Here is a 21,250-nt window from a genome sequence, read left to right as displayed (position 1 = left end):
ATGTGGAAAGTACTGGCCGGCGAACGCAAGGGCGCCGATCTGCGCGATAAAGCGGGACTCTCGGTATGCTGGGCGGACAGCCCATTTCCGTTCTTGAACGCGCTATTCATCAACGAGAACATTTCGGATAGCGATCTGCTGCGGGTTCGCCTGAGAATGTCGCGTACTTATATGCTGGCGAAACAGCACAGCGGCCTCGTATATGTATGCGAAGATCTGCTGAGCGGTGCGGCGCGCGAAGAACTCGGCGCAATCGCCGCGAGCGAGAATCTGACTTTCGCGCTCGATATCACAGGCATGGCCGGCGATATTCTGCCGCTCCAAGCGGGCTTGCCGCATCCGGTGCTGGACTTTGCGCGCGTCGACAGCGAAACGGCATTGCAGGCCTATGCCGACATCAATAGCGAAGGATACGGTTTTCCGCTCGAAGCGGGACGCGCGGGCCTTGCCGGATCGACGTTCTGGAAGAAAGTGGCCTTTGCTTACATCGGTTATCTGAACGGTCAGCCGTCTCGACCGCGGCGGCGATCGTCAACGACGGCGCGGTCTATCTCGCGCTCGTGGCGACGCGGCCCGACGCGCAACGCAATGGGTTCGGCGAGGCCACGGTCCGCTGTGCGCTCAGTGCGGCGTACCATGCAACCGGAATCAGGCGGACCATCCTTCACGCTACCGACGCGGGCCTGCCCGTTTATCTGAGAGTCGGCTACCATCGCACGACAGTCTTCAAGACCTATCGGCCGGCCTGAAGCCGCGAACTGACGCGGTACAAATCCGCGCTGCTAGTTGCGCTGCTAACTCGCGGTGCTAATCGAGCAACAGCCTCTAAAAATTTCCGGAAGTTCTAATGGCCGCATTGCCATGGATTGCCATTTTTATCGCCGCTTCCACGGCGATTTTTCGAGCGCCCCGCCGACTGACATTAGTTCTTCTCGCTATCGGCTACGGGCTCGCCTTCGCGCTCGGACAATTGCATGTACTCGCGATAGTTCCAGTCGTCCTCCTGCTCTGCACCGGCATTCTGTTGCAATGGAATCCTTCGCCGCTCGGCAAACTGCTCTGCAATGTCGTTTTCGTGATCGTGGCGCTCGGCCTCTTTCAGCATTGGCTACCGGGCTTTCATAATCTGAAGGTGATCGATGCCGCGCGTTTCACTCCCGACGCCACGCCTTATACGATGTACCTGAACTTCGATAAGCCGTTAATCGGCTTCTGGCTGCTGCTCACCTATCCGTGGGTTCAGCCGAAGAAAACATTCCCCGTCGTGGCGGTTTCCGCGCTCGGCGCTTATGCGCTCACGTCGGCGGTCTGCCTTTTTATCGCGTTCGAAGCCGGTTCGATTGCCTGGGCGCCGAAGTGGCCGCGTCTCACATGGCTCTGGATGCTCAACAATTTCCTGCTGGTTGCGTTCGCCGAAGAAGCATTTTTCCGCGGCTATATTCAAGCAGGAATAGCGCGCCTGATGAAAGCGCGGCCACAAGCCTGGTGGTTCGGGCTTATCGTCGCGGCCGTTCTCTTCGGTTTCGCGCACTATCAGGGTGGCGCTGCGCTGGTTGTGCTGGCGGGACTATCGGGCCTGGGCTACGGCATCGCGTATCGTGCCGGCGGACTGCAAGCCGCGATGCTTACGCACTTCGGACTCAATCTGATGCAATTCGGCTTGTTTACCTATCCATTCATCGCCCGGTCATAAAAGCGCGGATGTGCCGGGCAAGTGCGATACGGCAATTTGCGTCATGTTGCGGCCCTGACGGAATAACAGTTCGATCGGCTTGTTTACGTGTTGATGGATTGCCTGCCCAATTTCGCCTGAACCCATGGATACTCGTCAGATACCGCAACCCGTCCTCAAGCGTCGACGTTCGAGTCGGACGCGGACCTTGCCGCACGAATCAACCCGACAGCGGTGCTCCTGCCATATCAGAGAGCACTTATTCGCCGAGCCGGTGCACGCCGGCAGTGCCGCATCGGACGAGGACTCGTGCCAATGACCGCCGCCGACCTGTCCGCCATGCTTCCGCCGCTGCTGCCGCGTCTGTGGGCATTCGCGCTGCGTATTTCGGGAGATCAGCACGATGCGGAAGATCTCGTGCAGCGCGCTTGCGTGCGCGCGCTCGAACGCGCGCATCAATTGCAACCGGGCACCGCACCGCTCAGCTGGATGTTCTCGATCGTGCAATCCACGTGGATCAACGAACTGCGCGCGCGCAGCGTGCGCGGCCGCTCGGGCATGGATTGGGACGACGACTTCCTGGAAACCGTCGCCGACCCGGCCGTGCGCACGCCGGAAGAGAACGTCATGGATGGCCAGATCGTCGAGGCGGTGCAGCGGTTGCCCGAATCACAGCGCGTGGTTATGCTGCTGGTAGGCGTGGAGGGCCTTTCCTACAAGGAAGCGGCCGAGGCGCTCGGCGTGCCGATCGGCACGATAATGAGCAGGCTTTCGCGGGCTCGCCAGGCCATCGGTGCCCTCTTCAATGACCTCAAAGAAGAACGCGTAAACAGCGCGGCGATTAGTAAGGACCAAGGGGCATGAAAATGGACGACATCCTGCTCATGGCATATGTGGATGGCGAACTAACGCCGCGCGAGCGCGAGGAAGTCGAGAAGGCGATTCGCACCTCGGCCGATGTCGCCGAACGCGTTGCGTTACTCGAAGCGTCGGTGCTGCCCTATCGGCGCGCGTTCCAGCAACAGGCATTGCCGCCGGTCCCGGAAAGCCTCACTCGCAAGATCGCCGAACTCGCGCACGCGTACGCGACACCCGCCGAGGCCGCGTCAGTGGGCGGCAACCATCGCGCGGCCGCCCCCGACTCGCAGCCCGATGCTCTCGCAGGCCAGTCCCTGCCGGTACGCTCGCGGTTACGCACCGCCGCACCATGGCTCGCGGTGGCGTTCATCGCCGGCGCGTTCTGCTGCGGGGCGGTACTGCGCTTCGCGCCCGGGGCGGCTCAAGGCGGCTTCGCGCGACCAGCCGCTCAAGTGGCTGAGCAAGTGACCGATCAGGTGGCCGAGCAGAACGGGACACAAGCCGGGACACAAGCCAGGACACAAGCCAGGACACAAGCCGGCGCACATGCCAGCGCGTCGTCGTGGGTCATGGCGGCAGTCAGTTATCAGCGCCTTTACACGCGTGATACCGTCGCGTCGGATTCGTCCAATATGGCCGCTGCTGCGCACATTGTCGATAACATCCGCCACGACGACGGACTGCCGATCCGCGTGCCCGATCTCCGTTCGGCCGGGCTGACGTTCAAGCGCATACAGCGTCTGCGTTATAACAACAAGCCGCTGGTGCAAATCGTCTATCTGCCCGAAAAAGGCCTGCCAGTTGCGCTGTGCGTGATGAAGGACGAAAAGGCAGACTCGGCGCTCGCGCAACAACAGGTAGACAGCATGGACGTCGTCACGTGGCGGCGCGCCAAGCTGAGCTACGCGCTGATCGCCACGCCCGGCGATACCGATCTCGGTGCGATCGGCAAACGCATTTCCGAAAGCAATGTCGAAGAACTCCTCGGCCAGTTGTCGAAAGCCGATCGCGCGTTCGCGAGTTGAGAGATTCGGAGGTGAAATACCGGCAAGAATCACTGCACGGCTTCGTTATTCGAGTTGCAAATGCGCCTCACACAGAAGGGATAGGCGTCGCTTATCAGGAGGCTCCCCACGCGCTGCAGATACCAGCAGGCACCGTGATGAGCCGGCTGTCGCGCGCGCGCCGGACCATCGGCGCCGTGTTCGACGACGACTGCAAAACGGCGAGATAGTGCCGCGCCCGCGTCAAGCGGGAATAAACGCGCGGGGTGGCGTGTTTTTGTGTCAGCACCGCCCCTCAGGCCCTAACTTGCGATAGACACATGTCATCTCTTTTCAGAGTGCTGCTCGTGTACGACGGCACAGACGAGTCCCAAGCCGCGTTGTCGCGTTGTTCGCAACTCTCGCTGGCATTGTCGGCCGAGGTCGATGTGGTGTCGGTCGTCGACCCGGTCTGCGCGAATGTGAATTCCGCGGGCATGCTGAGCGATCTCGCCTACAGCCGCCTCGAAGAACTCGCGCGCCATACGTTGCAAACCGCCATTGGCAAACTCGTGGACAACGGCGTCACCGCTCACGGCTAGCTTACTTTCGGACGCACCGTGGACGCCGTCTCGCGACACGCGGCCCACTTCAATTCGGATATCGTGGTGGTCGGCCACCGAACGCAAAAAGGACTCTTGCGCTGGTTGGGCGAGCGGCCGGTTCATCTCGATCTGGCCGAACGCCTGTGCGGATCGACTATCGTCACCGTGACGCTGCCATCGGCATAGCGTCGAATGGTCCGCACTGTGAAGTTGCGTTACGCGCATGCCTTTGCACTCGCCGCGAACACGCACAACAGGTTGTTCGCGACGACGTGTGCCTCACAGTGCAGGCCTCTACACACTCAGAAGTCCGGATCGACGGGAGACACCGGTGCACCGCGCGCTTCGGTCGCTTCGCCCGCGAGCAGGCACAGGTCTTCACGAAAGTGCGCCGCGACGATCTGAACGCCGACCGGCACGCCGTCGACGAGTTGCGTCGTCACCGCCAGCCCCGGCAAACCCATCGCGGGCAAAGCGCGCATTGTCAGTTGTGCTTCCCACACGCGGTCGAAGCCCGCTGCGCCCTGCATGTCGAGGTCGTCGGGGAAAGGGAGCTCCGACGAAACCGGCATCAGCACGACCGCGTACTGATCAAGAAACAGCCGCCATTGACGCAACGACGTAGTGCGCCGCACGAGCGAACGGCTGATCACATCGGCGGGCAGGTCTTTCACTTTGAGACGCGCGGCCGCGACCACCGCGTGCGCGCCAGGATCGCCGTCGCTCGCCACCATGTCGGCGAGCGCCTCGAAGCCGTCGCCGAGCCACAACCGCTCCTGCAATTGCGCCGCTTCACGAATCGCCGGCACGTCGTCGATTTCCTCGACGGTCCAACCAGCGTCGACCAAACGGCGCGCGGCGTCGAGCAAGGCGTCCTCCACTTCCTTCGCGATCTGTAAGCCGCCCGGCCGCAGGCAGATGGCCGCGTGCAACGGCACCGCGCGTCCTTCGAGTGGCATCGGCACATACCAGGGATCGCGCAAGTCAGCCGCGGCGAGCGCGGCGAGACCGAGGCGCAGGTCCTGCACAGTGCGCGCGATCGGCCCGGTAGCGGACATTAGCTGCGCACCGATCGCGCGCTCCGGCGACGAAGCGTTGAAGGCCGGCACGCGACCGAAGGTCGGCCGGAGCCCGTGTACACCGCATGCGTAGGCGGGATAGCGCAACGAGCCGCCGATGTCGGTGCCGAGCGCAAGCTGGCCGATGCCCGCCGTGACGGCTGCTGCGCCACCGCCGGTCGAGCCGCCCGGCGTCAGTTTCGGGTTGCGCGGATTCAGTGTGCGGCCATGCACCTGGTTCGAAGTGAACCAGCGCAGCGCGAAGGTCGGCGAATTGCTCCGGCCAAGCAAGACCGCACCGGCCTTCGCGAGATTGTCGACAGCGGGACTATTGGCGTGCGCCACGAGGTTTTCCTGTAATCGCGTACCGTTAGTGGTCGCGAAACCGGCATGGTCAGTATCGATCTTCGTCGTGACCGGCACGCCGGCGAGCGGCCCCGGATCTTCGCCGCGCGCTATTGCGCGGTCGACGTTATCCGCTTGCTCGAGTACCAGCTCGGGCTGATGCGCAACCACTGCGTTGACTTTCGGATTCACCGCATCGAGCCGTTCGAGCGCGGATTGCGCCGCCTCGCGAGCAGATACGTTGCGGGTCTTGACCAGTCCGGCCAACTCGGCCGCGGACAAACGCCATAGTTCACTCATGTTGCCTCCAATAAGAATTCTTATTTGACAGGCTCAACGTATCCGCTGTATTTCCAGCTGATGCCGCTTTGCAAGCCAGTTTTTCCAGAGGCGCCGCAGATACATTGCGCTACGAAAGTCCACACGTGCCATGCAGTGAACGGTGATGCAAAAACGGCAAGAAGGAAACGCATCGATCGTTGCATAGACTCGCGGGGGAACGCGATGGCCCTTAACGCATTGAGCGCATCGCATTCGACAGTTGACCGACATCGCGCTCGCCGTCGCGTCGTTCATGCGACGATCAACGGCAACGTGAGCCGCGCTTCGAGCCCGCCCGTAAGGCGGTTTTCTAAACAAAGCTCGCCGCGCATCGCCAGTGTGAGGCGGCGCGCGATCGCGAGACCGAGGCCCGAACCGTGCGCGCGTGCGGCAGTGTGCGGCGCGCGATACCACGGCGCGAATACCGCTTCCATCTTCGACGGTTCGATACCCGGTCCGTTATCCAGCACGACAAATACCACGGCCTGCGCTTCAACTCGCAAGCGCAAATGCACGTCGCTGCCGTAACGCAATGCGTTGTCGATCAGATTGACGAGTACGCGGCGAAGCGCATGCGGGCAAGTCTCGATCGAATAACCCACCTCGCCTCCGAGCTCGATGCAATGCCCCGCATCGCGATAGTCGTCGATCAGGCCGGTGAGCAGTCCGTCGACATGCACACGCGTTGGCGGCTCTTCGACGTTGCACTGCAGTCTCGCGCAAGCCATGCTCGCCTCGACTAGCTGCTTCATTTCGGCGAGGTCGCGCGTCAGCGAACGCCGCAACGCGAGATCGTCGAGCGTCTCGCAGCGAACGCCCATGCGCTTGAGCGGTACCTGCGGGTCGTGTGCGTAAGCGGCCTGACTATCGAGCAGTTCCGCGAGGCGGGCCGCATGACGACGGCGCGTGAGATTGATTACGCGCGTCAACCGCGACACGGCAGACGGACCGCGCTCGGGTAGCGGCGCTATACGGCGGACACACTCGCTACCAAGGAATATTCCGGCGAGGAAGTGAAAAGGATCAATAATAGGCAGACCGTACCCCTTTAAAAGGTACAGTTGGCGCTTACAGTTGCACCGCTGTACCAGTAACACTTTTATATTCTGCGGAGTCGCGTCAATGAGCCTGCGTACAAGTGCGAGTCTGTCGAGTTCCATGGCAGACAATCTCGCCAAACAGATTGAAGAAGGCGTGATTCCCGCAGGCTCCAAACTTCCTTCAATCAGGGAATATGCTGATGCCTCCGGTTGTTCGAAGAACACGGTCATCAGCGCATTCGAAATGCTTACCGCGAGCGGACTGATCGAGCCTCGGCGAGGCTCCGGTTTTTATGTCGCGCAAAGAGCGAAAGCCGCGACCGAAGCGGAAGAAAGCGGCGTGCTCGATCGTGCAATGGATACCGTCTGGTTGATGCGCGAGCAATTGCAGGTCAAGCCCGATGTTCTCAATCTCGGCGAAGGCTTTCCGCCTATCGAATGGCTCGAAGCGACCCGGCTCGATCAGTACCATCAGCGGGTTGTGCGCACTGGCGTCGCGTCGCTATTCCGCTATGGCAGCCGCTACGGTTATCTGCCGCTGCGCCAGTCGCTGCAGCAGAAACTGTCGGGCTATGAGATCGAGGCCGCGCCTTCACAGATCGTTCTCACGCATGGCGCCAATCAGGCCATGGACCTCGTCTTGCGTTATTTCGTGCGGCCGGGCGACACCGTACTCGTGGACGACCCCGGCTACTATCCGCTGTTCGGCAAACTGAAACTGAGCGGCGCGAATATCATCGGCGTGCCGCGCGAAGTAGACGGACCGAATCTCGCCGAACTCGAACGCTGCATGATCGAGCACCGGCCGAAGCTGTTCTTCACGCAATCGGTCGGACATAATCCCACGGCTACGGATACGAGCGCTGCCAAGGCGTATCGCATTCTGCAACTTGCCGAAACGCACGACACGGTCATCGTGGAAGACGACGCCTTCGCCGACCTGCGGCCGCGATCATTGACACGTATCGCCACCCTCGATCAACTGCGCCGCACCATTTATGTGGGCAGCTTTTCGAAGTCCGTCTCGGCGGCATTGCGAGTCGGCTTTCTCGCGTGCAACGCGGCGCTCGCGAGCGATCTCGCCGATGTGAAAATGCTGATCCACGTGAGCAGTTCAGAATACAGCGAGCGCACGCTCGCGGCCATTGTCAGCGACGGCCATTTCCTTCGGCATACGAATCAACTTCAGGAAAAATTGAGACGCGCAACCGCGACGGCAAAAACCGCGCTCAAAAAACTGGGCGCGGAGATCTTCAAGGAAAGCGAGCAAAGCATGTACTTGTGGGCGTCATTGCCAGAATGGACCGACTCGATGAAACTCGCGAAGGCAATGCTGGATCGCGGTGTGATTCTCGCGCCGGGCGCCGTTTTCTCGCCCGCGTCGGAGCGCGTCTCGGCGTATTCCCGGTTCAACGTCGCTTATCTCGCCGACGAACGTTTCGTCAATGCATTGCGTGCGATTGCGCCGTAACCCGGCGCAAGCGCCACGCGCGGCTATTCAAGCCTTCGCGAACGGCCCGATTCTGGGCCTATCGTGCCTGTCACGCATGATGGCAAGCATGAGCGCCGCAAGGCCGCATGTCGCGATCAGCGCAATCAAAGCGATCTTGCCCAGATGAACCAGCACCCAGCCGCCGATCGCCGGAAAGCCGAACGTGCCGAGAAAGTACGCGACCACGAACCAGGTCAACACGGCCGGGCGGTGCATCGCGGCGGAATCGTTGACCGCCTGCGCCTGAATGGTCGGATAGACGAGACCGTAACCGGTCCCGAGCAGCACAGCGCTCGCGGAATGGAACCCTGTGTAGTACGGCACCGCGAACATCGCCGCAATGCCGAGCACCATGATGCCAAGCAGCAGTTTCGTCGCGACCTCGCGATGTAGCCGGATCACGACGCGAGTAAGCAGCCAGCGGGCGACCACGACGGTCACCGCATACAGGCTGAAAAAGGTGCCCGCCTGCGCATGCGTGCCTTGCACGAAAGACATCTGGAACGTCATCAAGCCTGAGAAAACGCAGGCGCACAGCGAAATCATCACGATCGGGTAAGCCGCACGCGTTCGGCTAATGGCGCCGATCTGGCGCAGCCAGCGCTCCTGCACGGGCGATGCCGACGAATGCGGCGATATCCGGCCGAATACTTCGAGCATCAGCGCGGCGAGCGCGCACAGACCGCCGACGATGTAGAGCACGCTGGTAAGCGGCCAATGCCATGAACGAATGGCGAACGCGGCCGCGGCAGGACATCCGCCGATGCCCGCCATCTGGATCGTGCCGAAACGCATGAACCAGAAGCCGCGGTCCGTATCGCTCGTGCGTTCCGCGAGCGCCATCGGCGCGGCAAGACAGAACGCGCCCCAGCCGAATCCCACGAGAAAGCCAGGAAATACGCTCAGACCGCTCATGCGGTCGATCAACGCGAACCCAGCCACGCCCGCGCCGATGCACAACGCCGCGAGCGCGGTCGTGCGAGCGGCGCCGATGCGCTGCGCGAACCAGCCCACCAGCGGCACGCCGACGAGCGTGCCAACTGTTGCTTCCGCAAGCGCCAGCCCGGTATCGAGATCGTTCCCTCCCATCGAGCGGAAATGCATCGAGAGGAAAAACGTCGCTCCGTACCCGCCCGCTGCGAGCAAGGTGCCGATAAGCACGAAGAAAGCGCTGAATGGGCGCATTGGGAGAATCCGCATGACTGGTTGAACCGAAGCTCGCTCTGCTCCGCTCGCAAAAACGCGAACCGCGAGCGTCGCCAACCAGTAGTGTCACGTTCCCGCGATTGCCAGGTCGGCGCGATGACCGATAGTCGCGGCAAGAATCATCTGATGGCGGTTCGGCGGCACACGCACTTCGCGTGTGCGCGGACGAAACACCTGGTCGCCGCGATGGATCGCGCGGCCCGTCAGCGCGCAGACGGCGGCGACGTGAGCGAGACCGCTGCACCAGATCTGCTCGGTGTAGCGGCCGGAACACGCGTCGCTCCACGAGACGCTGATCGTGCATGCCGACAGGCGCTCGACGACTACGATGTTAGCGGGCCGTCCCACCATGCGGCGATGGTCGTCGGCCGCGGGCGCACATGCGTTGACGCCGCGCTTCTTGAGCTTCACGAACGGCTTTTTCGCGCACGCGTCGAGCTGCTCGGCGGACGGATCGAGCACGTTCAGTAGCGCGCGAACCACGATATGGTCTTTGGAAGGTACGGTCATCGATCCATCTCCAGTAGCATGCGTGGACATAGTGCGAAACGGCCCGAGGCTTGACGGTGACGAAACGTGCGGCGCAGTTGCCCGATCAGGCGCCGCGCCGTGTGCCGCTTTGTCTGCTTAGCTTCCGCCTTGCTCGCGCAGCGTCAGCTTGCTGCTGACCGAGGTCACGCCTTGCACCTTCTTCGCGGCGTCGACCGCGATGCGTTCCTGGTCCTGGCTTGCGATCTGTCCAGACAGCGTCACATGCCCCGTCTTGGCATCGCCGAAAACGGCGATCGAAGACTGTTCGAGACCCTTGGTCTTGAAGATCGCCTTATGGACCGTCTTGGAGAACGCACGATTAGCTGCCCGAACCGACTTCTTCGTCGGCGCCGGCTTGCTGGTCGCCGCGGTGCTGTCCGACGCAGCAGCCGCCGTGTCCGCCGCGAAGGCCGGTGTGTACGCGAATGCGGCGACGGCGATCGCGAGGCCGCTGCTCACAACGAGTTGTCGAAGTTTCATGATTTGATCCTTTCAAGTATGAGAGAAAATCGTTTGAGTTATAAAACTGTCACTGCAAGAACCATCACTGCAACTACGATGCGCCTGGTCACGTATTGCGTCGAGTGTTATCTCGACGTTGCTAACCTCGCGCCACGCATCCATTAGAAGCGCGGAATGTATCCCGGATGTGTCGGCCAGGTATCCGAAAGTATCGCGCGACACATCGGTGGAACTCGTCTCCGAAGAAGGTGGGATGTGCGCGTGCGAGCTGGTGTTCGTGATGTACCCGTTTCGAGTGTCGATCGAACATGCAAGCCCCGCCTGCAGAAATGAACGGCGTTTCAACGCCAAGGTATTCAGGCGGTCGCCAGCGGCAAGGTGAGCCGCGCTTCGAGACCACCGGTGCGACGGTTTTCCAGTTGCAGTTCGCCGCGCATGGCGAGCGTTAGACGCCGCGCGATCGCGAGCCCCAGTCCCGAACCCGGCGCACGCGCGGACGTCTCCGGAGACCTGTACCACGGCGCAAACACCGCGTCCATTTGCGCGGGCAGAATGCCGGGCCCCGAGTCCGCCACGGCCAGGACGAGCCGACGCGCTTCGACTCGGACGCACAGGCGCGCGTCGCCGCCGTATCGGAGCGCGTTGTCGATGAGGTTCATCAGCACGCGGCGCAGCGCATGCGGGCATGTGACGAGCGAACACCCCACGCTTCCCTCCAACGCCACAGTGCGCCCGGCGTCCCGGTAATCGCCGATCAGTGTGCCCAGCAGATTGTCCGCATCGACGCGCTGTGTCTGCTCGCCCGCGCTGCACTGCATCTTCGCGCAAGACAAGCTGGCTTCGACCAGTTCGGCCATCTCCGCGAGATCGCGTTGCAATGCATCGCGTACCGCGGGGTCTTCGAGCAGTTCACAGCGCATGCCCATGCGTGTCAACGGCGTGCGCTGATCGTGCGCATAGGCGGCGAGCACTTGCAGCAGCTCGGCCTGACGTCCGGCGCGATAGCGCGCGGCCGCGTTGATCGCGCGAGCCAGTCGCGCGATCGCCGGCGTTCCGTCCTCGAATAACACGGCTTCTGTACCTTCACCGGTGTCTGCTTCGATCGCGGCGGTGAGCAGTTTCAGTCCGCTCAAAAGTGCGGTCGCCTTAAGAGTCGCCGCGGCGGCAAGGCTCATTGCGACGGCGGCCAATGCGACGAGCGTCAAGCCGACGCCTGTCAGCGGGGGCCACGCGGATTCTTCCCCGAGGTGCGCGCAATAGACGCTAAGGCTGGCCAACAGGAGCACCGCACCCGCGCGCCGTGCCGGGCCCGGCAAATGCCGCAGATGTCGAGCCGAATGCGTGCGATCCCCCGTCGGCCGTTCCAGCAGCGCGTTACCTGAATGGGTGGGATACGCAATCATCTTCGTTCTCCTGTTGCTCTCATTCTGTTTGGAAGCGGATGCGCGAATGATAGGTGTTTTGTACCCTTTTAAAAGGTACAGTTGACAACTACAGACAGCGAACCGTACCTACGACAGTTTGAAAGTTTGCTATGCAGCAGAGATGCACCTTGATGCTGGGAAAACGACTGTCCGCGAGGCACGGACAGTGATTGCGAACAAGCGTGAAGTGAATGTCTTGTGCCGATGCAGGGCTTTTGCCTGCTGGTTTTTTGCACTGCGTTCCAGAAAGGTTTGTGGGACGGCGCGCAAGTGTTTGAAGAGCGGCGACTCGCAAAACCCAATTGATCGAGGCGCCGCGGGGGCATGATGCATTAGCGCAGCCGCTCTGCCCGACTAGGCCGAGACGACGGCCTTCGGCTCCAGAAATGCTTCCAGGCCGTGCACGCCAAACTCCCGGCCCATTCCGGACTGCTTCAGCCCACCGAACGGCGCGAGAAGCTCGGGCCTGATGCGGTTGATCAACACCGTGCCTGCTTCCAGTTGCGAGGCGACGCGCTCCGCTCTCTCGGCCTGCGATGAGAACACGTAGGCTTGAAGACCGTAGATCGAGTCGTTGGCGATCCGGATAGCGTCGTCCTCGTTGTCGTACGCCAGAATCGACAACACCGGGCCGAAGATTTCTTCACGCGCGATGTCCATGTCGTTGCGTACGCCCGCGAACACCGTCGGGTTCACGAAATAGCCCTTGTCCAGTCCTGCCGGCCGGCCTTCGCCTCCTGCCACCAGCAAAGCGCCCTGCTCCACCCCTCGGCGGATGAAATGCTGCACGCGATCGTGCTGGGCCCGGTTGACGAGCGGCCCCACGACGGTGGATGGGTCGCGCGGGTCGCCCACGTGCATGGTTGCGACCGCGGCCTTCACCTGTTCGATCACCTCGTCGACGCGCGAGCGCGGAACCAGAAACCGCGTACCGGCAACGCACGCCTGGCCGTTGTTCATGAAGGCGGCGTTCAGCGCGAGCGGAATTGCACTGCTAAGGTCCGCGTCGTCCAGTAAGACGGAGGCGGATTTGCCGGTTAGCGACAGACTGACCCGCTTCATAGTTTCGATCCCGACACTGGCGATGAGTTTGCCGGTGGGCGTCGAGCCGGTAAACGAAATCTTCGCCACGCCGGGATTGGTGCTGATTTCGTCGCCGACGTCCGCGCCTCGTCCAAGGAGAATATTGAACACACCCGGGGGCAAGCCCGCGCTGTGCAGTGCTTCGGCGACCACCATAGTCTGGATGGGACTCAATTCACTAGGCTTGATGACCGAGGCGCAGCCGGCCGCGATCGCCGACGCCAGCTTGCTGCAAATCGTGCCTGCCGTGCTGTTCCAGGGAGCGATCAGCCCAGCCACGCCGACCGGCGTCATGAACACGGTCGCGTCTCCTACGCGCCGGGTCAGCGGGTAACCGTCGAGCACCTTTGCCGCATTCGCGAAGCACTGCGATGCATATTCACTAACCCATTGAGCACGCGCGACAGGACCGCCGTATTCGTCGATCGTGGCGTCACGGATGCGCTCGGTACTTGCCAGAACAGCCGTCTCGAGTCGCATAAGCATGTCGATGCGCTCGGCCTTGCTGGTGCGCGCGAGTGTCTGCTGAGCGCGTTGGGCGGCTGCAATCGCGCGCCTGGCGTCGTCACGACTAGCCAACGTCGCGGTGCCGATGACCTGCTCCGTCGATGGATTGGTCGTCTCGACAACTTCGCTCCCTTGCACGGGGACGAACGTCCCGTCTATGTACGCCTTGTCGATGTTCCACATATTCTTTCCCTAAAAGCACCGGCGGTTGCCGGAATAGGGATAGTCTGGGGGTGGCGCATTGATTTGATAATATGGGGAGTCAGCGACGACTTATCGCGGAAACCAGAACAATGAACAAAAGCGGCTTGACCGAACTCGAGGTTGTGCTGGCGGTGGCGAGACGGCGAGGCTTTCGGTCGGCTGCGGTGGATCTGGACATGTCCACCTCGGCTGTGAGTAACGCCGTGGCGGGTCTTGAGGCAAGGCTCGGCGTCCGCCTGTTTCACCGTACTACCCGCAGTGTCTCCCTGACAGAGGCCGGTCGGCAATTCGTCGATCAGATCAGACCTGCGGTGGCGCATATCCAGGATGCAATGGCAGCGGTGAGCGAGCGCGAGGACAAGCTGACGGGCACTCTTCGGATCAACAGCTCTCTTGGCGCGGCGCTCATGACATTTCAGCCCGTTATGATCGGGTTTCTGCAACGCTACCCAGGCATCACCATCGACCTCGTTACCGAAGGACGGATGGTGGACATCATTGCGGAAGGCTTCGACGCCGGGCTGCGCTCGAGTTCGCGTGTTCCGGGCGACATGATCCGTGTGCCTATAACGGCCGATACACCTGTGGCCATTGTGGGATCGGCAGAATATTTCGTCAGGCATCCTAAGCCTATGACACCGGCTGATCTCCTGGAGCATTCGTGCATTCGTGCTCGGCTCCCGAGCGGAGTGCCGTCGCCTCGGGAATTCGATCGGGGCACCGAGAGATTCAACATGGACGTGCCGGGCAGATTGGTACTCGATGCGCCCATTCTGATGCGCGAGGCGGTACGACGAGGCGTGGGGCTGGTGCAACTTGCCGAGTGGTACGTGACAAACGACCTGGCCGAAGGCCGTCTTGAGCGCGTTCTGGACGATTGGGTGAGACCGGTGCCGGGTTTATGCCTCTACTATTCCGGTCACCGGCATTTGCCGCCGGCGCTGCGTGCGCTTATTGACTTTATCCACGAGGTTAGCGATTTCAAATAGGTTTGGAACGGGTGGTTCGGGATGATGTGTGTGGCATTTATGGTCTCGATGGAATGACATCGCTTCTCTTTGGATGTCTAAGGGAACCCCGCTAGCAATCCAACGGGACCAATGTGCCGTAGTGGACGCGCGATACAACCATTGGTGGAATGAAGGTTCGGAGCGTCGATCCCGATATGCTATGAGAGGTGGTCCGTTGTCTGAGCCGATGACGGGTTCCAAGCTTCCCCGCGAGCGTTTTGCCACTATGGGCGGCAACGGTATTTGAATTGGTTAGGTTGCTTGCCGCTCGCTTTTTTCCGTCGCCACTGCGCGTCGCCTGATAGCAGCAGTTGGCATTGATTGACGCCGAGCCGCAGATGGACACATGGCGCTCGCCGCGCACGAACGCGTCGTACCCTGTGTCGATGACGGTGCGAACCGGCGCACTGACATGGCAGTTGGATCCGCTGATGGACGACCAGGAACTGGACTCGCGGCAGTCTACCGGCGCAGTGTACTGGGAAGGCGCGGCGCGGGTGAGCCGCGATGGCGCTGATCTCGGGCGAGCTTATCTGGAGCTGACGGGGTACGTGAACGCGCTGCGGACCGGCAGGCAGTGACGGGCGATATGGCCTGGACCCGGGCTGGACCCGGGCTGAACCCGGCCTGTTCCGGCCGCCGGTGTGCCGGGGTTTTGTCGGCGCGTAAACGCAGAAACCCCACCCTTTTAGGGGTGGGGTTTCTGATGCTGCTGGGGAGCCTGACGATTACCTACTTTCACACGGGCAATCCGCACTATCATCGGCGTGGAGTCGTTTCACGGTCCTGTTCGGGATGGGAAGGGGTGGTACCGACTCGCTATGGTCATCAGGCATGACGGGTTGCCGTACTGCCGGTGGGGCAGTACAGCCAATCGGGGAAGAAGTAGTGTCTGATGAGTCAACCTCAGGTGAGGCGGGTTGTGTTGTTTCAGGCACAACACTGAATCCCAACCGTGTGTGCTGCGACCTCCTGGGGAGGTTCAGCGCATCCCCTTCGGGGATCGGACCCGCGTAAGCGCTCAAGGCGCTAACGTGGGTCGAGACACACCTGTTATAGGATCAAGCCTTACGGGCAATTAGTATCAGTTAGCTGAGCACATTACTGCGCTTACACACCTGACCTATCAACGTCCTGGTCTTGAACGACCCTTCAAGGGGCTCGAAGCCCCGGGGATATCTCATCTTAAGGCGAGTTTCCCGCTTAGATGCTTTCAGCGGTTATCTCTTCCGAACATAGCTACCCGGCGATGCCACTGGCGTGACAACCGGTACACCAGAGGTTCGTCCACTCCGGTCCTCTCGTACTAGGAGCAGCCCCCTTCAAATATCCAGCGCCCACGGCAGATAGGGACCAAACTGTCTCACGACGTTTTAAACCCAGCTCACGTACCTCTTTAAATGGCGAACAGCCATACCCTTGGGACCGGCTACAGCCCCAGGATGAGATGAGCCGACATCGAGGTGCCAAACACCGCCGTCGATATGAACTCTTGGGCGGTATCAGCCTGTTATCCCCAGAGTACCTTTTATCCGTTGAGCGATGGCCCTTCCATACAGAACCACCGGATCACTATGACCTGCTTTCGCACCTGCTCGACTTGTCGGTCTCGCAGTTAAGCACGCTTATGCCATTGCACTATCAGCACGATTTCCGACCGTACCTAGCGTACCTTCGTACTCCTCCGTTACACTTTGGGAGGAGACCGCCCCAGTCAAACTGCCTACCATGCACTGTCCCCGATCCGGATTACGGACCAAGGTTAGAACCTCAAACAGATCAGGGTGGTATTTCAAGGATGGCTCCACGCAAACTGGCGTTCACGCTTCACAGCCTCCCACCTATCCTACACAGACCGGTTCAAAGTCCAATGCAAAGCTACAGTAAAGGTTCATGGGGTCTTTCCGTCTAGCCGCGGGGAGATTGCATCATCACAAACACTTCAACTTCGCTGAGTCTCGGGAGGAGACAGTGTGGCCATCGTTACGCCATTCGTGCAGGTCGGAACTTACCCGACAAGGAATTTCGCTACCTTAGGACCGTTATAGTTACGGCCGCCGTTTACCGGGACTTCAATCAGGAGCTTGCACCCCATCATTTAATCTTCCGGCACCGGGCAGGCGTCACACCCTATACGTCCACTTTCGTGTTTGCAGAGTGCTGTGTTTTTATTAAACAGTCGCAGCCACCAGTTTATTGCAACCCCTTCACCCTTCGCCCGCAGGGGCGTCAAGCTACAGGGGCGTACCTTATCCCGAAGTTACGGTACCAATTTGCCGAGTTCCTTCTCCCGAGTTCTCTCAAGCGCCTTAGAATACTCATCTCGCCCACCTGTGTCGGTTTGCGGTACGGTCCTGTTAAACTGAAGCTTAGAGGCTTTTCTTGGAACCACTTCCGATTGCTTCTTCACCGAAGTGAATGGCCTCGCACCCTTGAATTCCGCGCCCGGATTTGCCTGAGCGCCTTCTCCAATGCAAGGACCGGGACTTCCAACACCCGGACAACCTTCCGCGATCCGTCCCCCCATCGCATTTAACAATGGTGCAGGAATATTAACCTGCTTCCCATCAGCTACGCATTTCTGCCTCGCCTTAGGGGCCGACTCACCCTACGCCGATGAACGTTGCGTAGGAAACCTTGGGCTTACGGCGAGGGGGCCTTTCACCCCCTTTATCGCTACTCATGTCAGCATTCGCACTTCCGATACCTCCAGCACACTTTCCAGTGCACCTTCGCAGGCTTACGGAACGCTCTCCTACCATGCACATAAATGTGCATCCGCAGCTTCGGTATATGGCTTAGCCCCGTTACATCTTCCGCGCAGGACGACTCGATCAGTGAGCTATTACGCTTTCTTTAAAGGATGGCTGCTTCTAAGCCAACCTCCTGACTGTTTTAGCCTTCCCACTTCGTTTCCCACTTAGCCATATTTGGGGACCTTAGCTGGCGGTCTGGGTTGTTTCCCTCTTGACACCGGACGTTAGCACCCGATGTCTGTCTCCCGTGATTGCACTCTTCGGTATTCGGAGTTTGCTATGGCGTAGTAATCCGCAATGGACCCCACAACCATGACAGTGCTCTACCCCCGAAGGTGATACACGAGGCACTACCTAAATAGTTTTCGGAGAGAACCAGCTATTTCCAGGTTTGTTTAGCCTTTCACCCCTATCCACAGCTCATCCCCTAACTTTTCAACGTTAGTGGGTTCGGACCTCCAGTACGTGTTACCGCACCTTCATCCTGGCCATGGATAGATCACCTGGTTTCGGGTCTACACCCAGCGACTGAACGCCCTGTTCGGACTCGCTTTCGCTACGCCTGCCCTAATCGGTTAAGCTTGCCACTGAATGTAAGTCGCTGACCCATTATACAAAAGGTACGCCGTCACCCCCTTGCGAAGGCTCCGACTGTTTGTATGCATGCGGTTTCAGGATCTGTTTCACTCCCCTCCCGGGGTTCTTTTCGCCTTTCCCTCACGGTACTGGTTCACTATCGGTCGATCACGAGTATTTAGCCTTGGAGGATGGTCCCCCCATCTTCAGACAGGATTTCACGTGTCCCGCCCTACTTGTCGTACACCTAGTTCTTTCCAGCTGTTTTCGTCTACAGGGCTATCACCTGCTATGGCGGCACTTTCCAGAGCCTTCGACTAACAGCAAGAATAAAGAGTACAGGCTGGTCCCATTTCGCTCGCCACTACTCTGGGAATCTCGGTTGATTTCTTTTCCTGCGGTTACTTAGATGTTTCAGTTCACCGCGTTCGCTTCACGTAGCCTATGTATTCAGCTACGGATACCTCAAAAGAGGTGGGTTTCCCCATTCGGACATCTTCGGATCAAAGCTCGTTTGCCAGCTCCCCGAAGCTTTTCGCAGGCTACCGCGTCCTTCATCGCCTGTGATCGCCAAGGCATCCACCACATGCACTTGTTCGCTTGACCCTATAACGGGTGTGTCTCTCCCGATGCGAGTTGGCGCTTTAGCGCCTACTCCCATCCGATCCCCGCAGGGGATGGAACCTTCACTGGGAAGGCCGGGCAGCTTGCACAACCGTTACAGGTTGAGTATTCGTGTTGCGCCGTATTCCAAAGCAATCTTTCGATCACTTAAAAAATACATTGATACAATCACAACCCTGATTCACCTACTCATGTACCCATCTCCAGGTACACTTTCGTGAATCTCTTTACTACTTCTTCCTGATTGTTAAAGAACGTTCAGCCGATCGCACGGTTGCTATAACCATGCATCTTTCTGACTGGCTCAATCGCCAATGCACAACGCTCTGGGTCTTTCACACAGAACGCTACGCATTGAGGATTGGTGGAGGATGACGGGATCGAACCGACGACCCCCTGCTTGCAAAGCAGGTGCTCTCCCAGCTGAGCTAATCCCCCAGTCATACAGATATCCCAGAGGTTTTTAGACGGTCAGCTCACCAGACAAGACAGTGGTGGGTCTGGATGGATTCGAACCATCGACCCCCGCCTTATCAAGACGGTGCTCTAACCGACTGAGCTACAGACCCCTGAGTCTGTCTGCGTTTCTTCACTACTACAGCCGATAAGCGTGAGCGCTCAACACCTTGACGCGTCTAGCTCGAGAAAGGAGGTGATCCAGCCGCACCTTCCGATACGGCTACCTTGTTACGACTTCACCCCAGTCATGAATCCCACCGTGGTAAGCGCCCTCCTTCGCAGGTTAGGCTACCTACTTCTGGTGAAACCCACTCCCATGGTGTGACGGGCGGTGTGTACAAGACCCGGGAACGTATTCACCGCGGCATGCTGATCCGCGATTACTAGCGATTCCAGCTTCACGCACTCGAGTTGCAGAGTGCGATCCGGACTACGATCGGTTTTCTGGGATTGGCTCCCCCTCGCGGGTTGGCGACCCTCTGTTCCGACCATTGTATGACGTGTGAAGCCCTACCCATAAGGGCCATGAGGACTTGACGTCATCCCCACCTTCCTCCGGTTTGTCACCGGCAGTCTCCCTGGAGTGCTCTTGCGTAGCAACTAGGGACAAGGGTTGCGCTCGTTGCGGGACTTAACCCAACATCTCACGACACGAGCTGACGACAGCCATGCAGCACCTGTGTTATGGCTCCCTTTCGGGCACTCCCACCTCTCAGCAGGATTCCATACATGTCAAGGGTAGGTAAGGTTTTTCGCGTTGCATCGAATTAATCCACATCATCCACCGCTTGTGCGGGTCCCCGTCAATTCCTTTGAGTTTTAATCTTGCGACCGTACTCCCCAGGCGGTCAACTTCACGCGTTAGCTACGTTACCAAGTCAATGAAGACCCGACAACTAGTTGACATCGTTTAGGGCGTGGACTACCAGGGTATCTAATCCTGTTTGCTCCCCACGCTTTCGTGCATGAGCGTCAGTATTGGCCCAGGGGGCTGCCTTCGCCATCGGTATTCCTCCACATCTCTACGCATTTCACTGCTACACGTGGAATTCTACCCCCCTCTGCCATACTCTAGCCCGCCAGTCACAAATGCAGTTCCCAGGTTAAGCCCGGGGATTTCACATCTGTCTTAGCGAACCGCCTGCGCACGCTTTACGCCCAGTAATTCCGATTAACGCTTGCACCCTACGTATTACCGCGGCTGCTGGCACGTAGTTAGCCGGTGCTTATTCTTCCGGTACCGTCATCCTCCCAGGGTATTAACCCAGAAGTTTTCTTTCCGGACAAAAGTGCTTTACAACCCGAAGGCCTTCTTCACACACGCGGCATTGCTGGATCAGGCTTGCGCCCATTGTCCAAAATTCCCCACTGCTGCCTCCCGTAGGAGTCTGGGCCGTGTCTCAGTCCCAGTGTGGCTGGTCGTCCTCTCAGACCAGCTACAGATCGTCGCCTTGGTAGGCCTTTACCCCACCAACTAGCTAATCTGCCATCGGCCGCCCCTGTAGCGCGAGGTCCCGAAGGATCCCCCGCTTTCCTCCGCAGAGCGTATGCGGTATTAATCCGGCTTTCGCCGGGCTATCCCCCACTACAGGACACGTTCCGATGTATTACTCACCCGTTCGCCACTCGCCACCAGGATTGCTCCCGTGCTGCCGTTCGACTTGCATGTGTAAGGCATGCCGCCAGCGTTCAATCTGAGCCAGGATCAAACTCTTCAGTTCAAACCTGTTACTGTTTTCGGTTGTTTTACCAACCGGTCGCTCACTCAACGTACTGACGAAGTGTTCAACCATCTTTCAACGGCCAAACCTTCCTTTCATTACTGTGTGAGACTTGATACTTTCGCTTTAACGCCCCACCCCACGCAATACTCCGCAAAGGCAGGACTCGCGTCGCGCATCAAGCGCCCACACTTATCGGCTGTTAGTTTTTAAAGATCGGTACGCTTCACGCTGCGCTGCCCTTACCACCACCACCCGGCACCGCTTCGTTCTGCGTCGCTGCATCAGCAGCAGAGAAACGAGATTATGAAGA

14 protein-coding genes, 2 tRNA genes, 3 rRNA genes and 3 pseudogenes are annotated in these 21,250 nt (G+C 59.6%); 10 read left to right on the top strand and 12 right to left on the bottom strand.

Annotated elements, in window-relative coordinates; translation table 11 throughout:
* The first annotated feature begins 410 nt into the window (after positions 1 to 410).
* From RW095_RS41555 to RW095_RS22675, 7 genes and pseudogenes are all read left to right on the top strand, one after another.
* Positions 411 to 749, top strand: coding sequence for a hypothetical protein (locus tag RW095_RS41555; RefSeq protein ID WP_394365212.1), 339 nt, complete (start codon positions 411 to 413; stop codon positions 747 to 749).
* Between the two features lie 98 nt (positions 750 to 847).
* Complete coding sequence (locus RW095_RS22700; protein WP_317021249.1) at positions 848 to 1,693, top strand: CPBP family intramembrane glutamic endopeptidase; 846 nt, start codon at positions 848 to 850, stop codon at positions 1,691 to 1,693.
* 294 nt (positions 1,694 to 1,987) lie between these two features.
* Complete coding sequence (locus RW095_RS22695) at positions 1,988 to 2,536, top strand: RNA polymerase sigma factor (protein WP_317021248.1); 549 nt, start codon at positions 1,988 to 1,990, stop codon at positions 2,534 to 2,536.
* Positions 2,533 to 3,555, top strand: coding sequence for a zf-HC2 domain-containing protein (locus tag RW095_RS22690; protein ID WP_317021247.1), 1,023 nt, complete (start codon positions 2,533 to 2,535; stop codon positions 3,553 to 3,555). The genes RW095_RS22695 and RW095_RS22690 overlap by 4 nt, the downstream gene beginning before the upstream one ends.
* Before the next feature lie 83 nt (positions 3,556 to 3,638).
* Positions 3,639 to 3,764 (top strand): annotated as a pseudogene (locus tag RW095_RS22685) (RNA polymerase sigma factor); the annotation flags it as partial.
* 90 nt (positions 3,765 to 3,854) lie between these two features.
* A complete protein-coding gene (locus RW095_RS22680; protein ID WP_317021246.1) occupies positions 3,855 to 4,115 on the top strand; it encodes a universal stress protein in 261 nt (86 codons plus the stop codon).
* 18 nt (positions 4,116 to 4,133) lie between these two features.
* Positions 4,134 to 4,304 (top strand): hypothetical protein, encoded by a 171-nt coding sequence (locus RW095_RS22675; RefSeq protein ID WP_317021245.1) that lies wholly within the window; start codon positions 4,134 to 4,136, stop codon positions 4,302 to 4,304.
* Between the two features lie 116 nt (positions 4,305 to 4,420).
* On the opposite strand, the gene RW095_RS22670 is transcribed toward RW095_RS22675, so the two are convergent.
* Together RW095_RS22670 and RW095_RS22665 are read right to left on the bottom strand one after the other, a co-directional pair.
* On the bottom strand, positions 4,421 to 5,821 hold the full coding sequence (locus tag RW095_RS22670; protein WP_317021244.1) for an amidase family protein: 1,401 nt from the start codon (positions 5,819 to 5,821) through the stop codon (positions 4,421 to 4,423).
* 272 nt (positions 5,822 to 6,093) lie between these two features.
* A pseudogene (locus tag RW095_RS22665) lies at positions 6,094 to 6,804 on the bottom strand (sensor histidine kinase); the annotation flags it as partial.
* Between the two features lie 160 nt (positions 6,805 to 6,964).
* Here RW095_RS22665 and RW095_RS22660 point away from each other — a divergent pair.
* Complete coding sequence (locus RW095_RS22660) at positions 6,965 to 8,353, top strand: aminotransferase-like domain-containing protein (protein WP_317021243.1); 1,389 nt, start codon at positions 6,965 to 6,967, stop codon at positions 8,351 to 8,353.
* A gap of 27 nt (positions 8,354 to 8,380) precedes the next feature.
* On the opposite strand, the gene RW095_RS22655 is transcribed toward RW095_RS22660, so the two are convergent.
* From RW095_RS22655 to RW095_RS22635, 5 genes are all read right to left on the bottom strand, one after another.
* Positions 8,381 to 9,559 (bottom strand): MFS transporter, encoded by a 1,179-nt coding sequence (locus RW095_RS22655; RefSeq protein ID WP_317021242.1) that lies wholly within the window; start codon positions 9,557 to 9,559, stop codon positions 8,381 to 8,383.
* An 87-nt stretch (positions 9,560 to 9,646) separates the two neighbouring features.
* Complete coding sequence (locus tag RW095_RS22650; protein WP_317021241.1) at positions 9,647 to 10,090, bottom strand: DUF3331 domain-containing protein; 444 nt, start codon at positions 10,088 to 10,090, stop codon at positions 9,647 to 9,649.
* A gap of 117 nt (positions 10,091 to 10,207) precedes the next feature.
* Positions 10,208 to 10,591, bottom strand: a complete 384-nt coding sequence (locus RW095_RS22645) for a BON domain-containing protein (RefSeq protein WP_317021240.1) — start codon at positions 10,589 to 10,591, stop codon at positions 10,208 to 10,210.
* 338 nt (positions 10,592 to 10,929) lie between these two features.
* Positions 10,930 to 11,976: a sensor histidine kinase gene (locus tag RW095_RS22640; protein ID WP_317021239.1), complete on the bottom strand. Its 1,047-nt coding sequence runs from the start codon at positions 11,974 to 11,976 to the stop codon at positions 10,930 to 10,932.
* Positions 11,977 to 12,351: 375 nt separating this feature from the next.
* On the bottom strand, positions 12,352 to 13,770 hold the full coding sequence (locus RW095_RS22635; RefSeq protein ID WP_317021238.1) for an aldehyde dehydrogenase family protein: 1,419 nt from the start codon (positions 13,768 to 13,770) through the stop codon (positions 12,352 to 12,354).
* Between the two features lie 110 nt (positions 13,771 to 13,880).
* On the opposite strand from RW095_RS22635, the gene RW095_RS22630 reads away from it, so the two are divergent.
* The gene (locus RW095_RS22630; RefSeq protein WP_317021237.1) at positions 13,881 to 14,780 is read left to right on the top strand and encodes a LysR family transcriptional regulator; all 900 of its coding nucleotides are present in this window, start codon (positions 13,881 to 13,883) and stop codon (positions 14,778 to 14,780) included.
* A 368-nt stretch (positions 14,781 to 15,148) separates the two neighbouring features.
* Positions 15,149 to 15,382, top strand: a pseudogene (locus RW095_RS22625) (lipocalin family protein); the annotation flags it as partial.
* Between the two features lie 138 nt (positions 15,383 to 15,520).
* On the opposite strand, the gene rrf reads toward RW095_RS22625, so the two are convergent.
* From rrf to RW095_RS22600, 5 genes are all read right to left on the bottom strand, one after another.
* Positions 15,521 to 15,634: ribosomal RNA gene (gene rrf, locus RW095_RS22620) — 5S ribosomal RNA — on the bottom strand.
* Positions 15,635 to 15,858: 224 nt separating this feature from the next.
* A 23S ribosomal RNA gene (locus tag RW095_RS22615) occupies positions 15,859 to 18,739 on the bottom strand.
* Between the two features lie 380 nt (positions 18,740 to 19,119).
* Positions 19,120 to 19,195 (bottom strand) — tRNA-Ala (locus RW095_RS22610).
* Positions 19,196 to 19,249: 54 nt separating this feature from the next.
* Positions 19,250 to 19,326 (bottom strand) — tRNA-Ile (locus RW095_RS22605).
* 76 nt (positions 19,327 to 19,402) lie between these two features.
* A 16S ribosomal RNA gene (locus tag RW095_RS22600) occupies positions 19,403 to 20,937 on the bottom strand.
* Together the 16S, 23S and 5S rRNA genes with 2 tRNA genes alongside form the textbook arrangement of a ribosomal RNA operon.
* Positions 20,938 to 21,250 lie beyond the last annotated feature (313 nt).

It is taken from the genome of Paraburkholderia kirstenboschensis (assembly GCF_032806925.1).
Taxonomy (GTDB): Bacteria; Pseudomonadota; Gammaproteobacteria; order Burkholderiales; family Burkholderiaceae; genus Paraburkholderia; species Paraburkholderia kirstenboschensis.
The sequence above is the reverse complement of the archived record's forward strand: the minus strand, read 5'-3'. Positions and strand labels throughout refer to the sequence as shown.

What these genes read in the sequence shown, in the direction of transcription:
- RW095_RS22700 (WP_317021249.1), top strand. Translation starts at nt 848, where the DNA reads ATGGCCGCATTGCCATGGATTGCCATTTTTATCGCCGCTTCCACGGCG.
- RW095_RS22695 (WP_317021248.1), top strand. Translation starts at nt 1,988, where the DNA reads ATGACCGCCGCCGACCTGTCCGCCATGCTTCCGCCGCTGCTGCCGCGT.
- RW095_RS22690 (WP_317021247.1), top strand. Translation starts at nt 2,533, where the DNA reads ATGAAAATGGACGACATCCTGCTCATGGCATATGTGGATGGCGAACTA.
- RW095_RS22680 (WP_317021246.1), top strand. Translation starts at nt 3,855, where the DNA reads ATGTCATCTCTTTTCAGAGTGCTGCTCGTGTACGACGGCACAGACGAG.
- RW095_RS22670 (WP_317021244.1), bottom strand. Translation starts at nt 5,821, where the DNA reads ATGAGTGAACTATGGCGTTTGTCCGCGGCCGAGTTGGCCGGACTGGTC.
- RW095_RS22660 (WP_317021243.1), top strand. Translation starts at nt 6,965, where the DNA reads ATGAGCCTGCGTACAAGTGCGAGTCTGTCGAGTTCCATGGCAGACAAT.
- RW095_RS22655 (WP_317021242.1), bottom strand. Translation starts at nt 9,559, where the DNA reads ATGCGCCCATTCAGCGCTTTCTTCGTGCTTATCGGCACCTTGCTCGCA.
- RW095_RS22650 (WP_317021241.1), bottom strand. Translation starts at nt 10,090, where the DNA reads ATGACCGTACCTTCCAAAGACCATATCGTGGTTCGCGCGCTACTGAAC.
- RW095_RS22645 (WP_317021240.1), bottom strand. Translation starts at nt 10,591, where the DNA reads ATGAAACTTCGACAACTCGTTGTGAGCAGCGGCCTCGCGATCGCCGTC.
- RW095_RS22640 (WP_317021239.1), bottom strand. Translation starts at nt 11,976, where the DNA reads ATGATTGCGTATCCCACCCATTCAGGTAACGCGCTGCTGGAACGGCCG.
- RW095_RS22635 (WP_317021238.1), bottom strand. Translation starts at nt 13,770, where the DNA reads ATGTGGAACATCGACAAGGCGTACATAGACGGGACGTTCGTCCCCGTG.
- RW095_RS22630 (WP_317021237.1), top strand. Translation starts at nt 13,881, where the DNA reads ATGAACAAAAGCGGCTTGACCGAACTCGAGGTTGTGCTGGCGGTGGCG.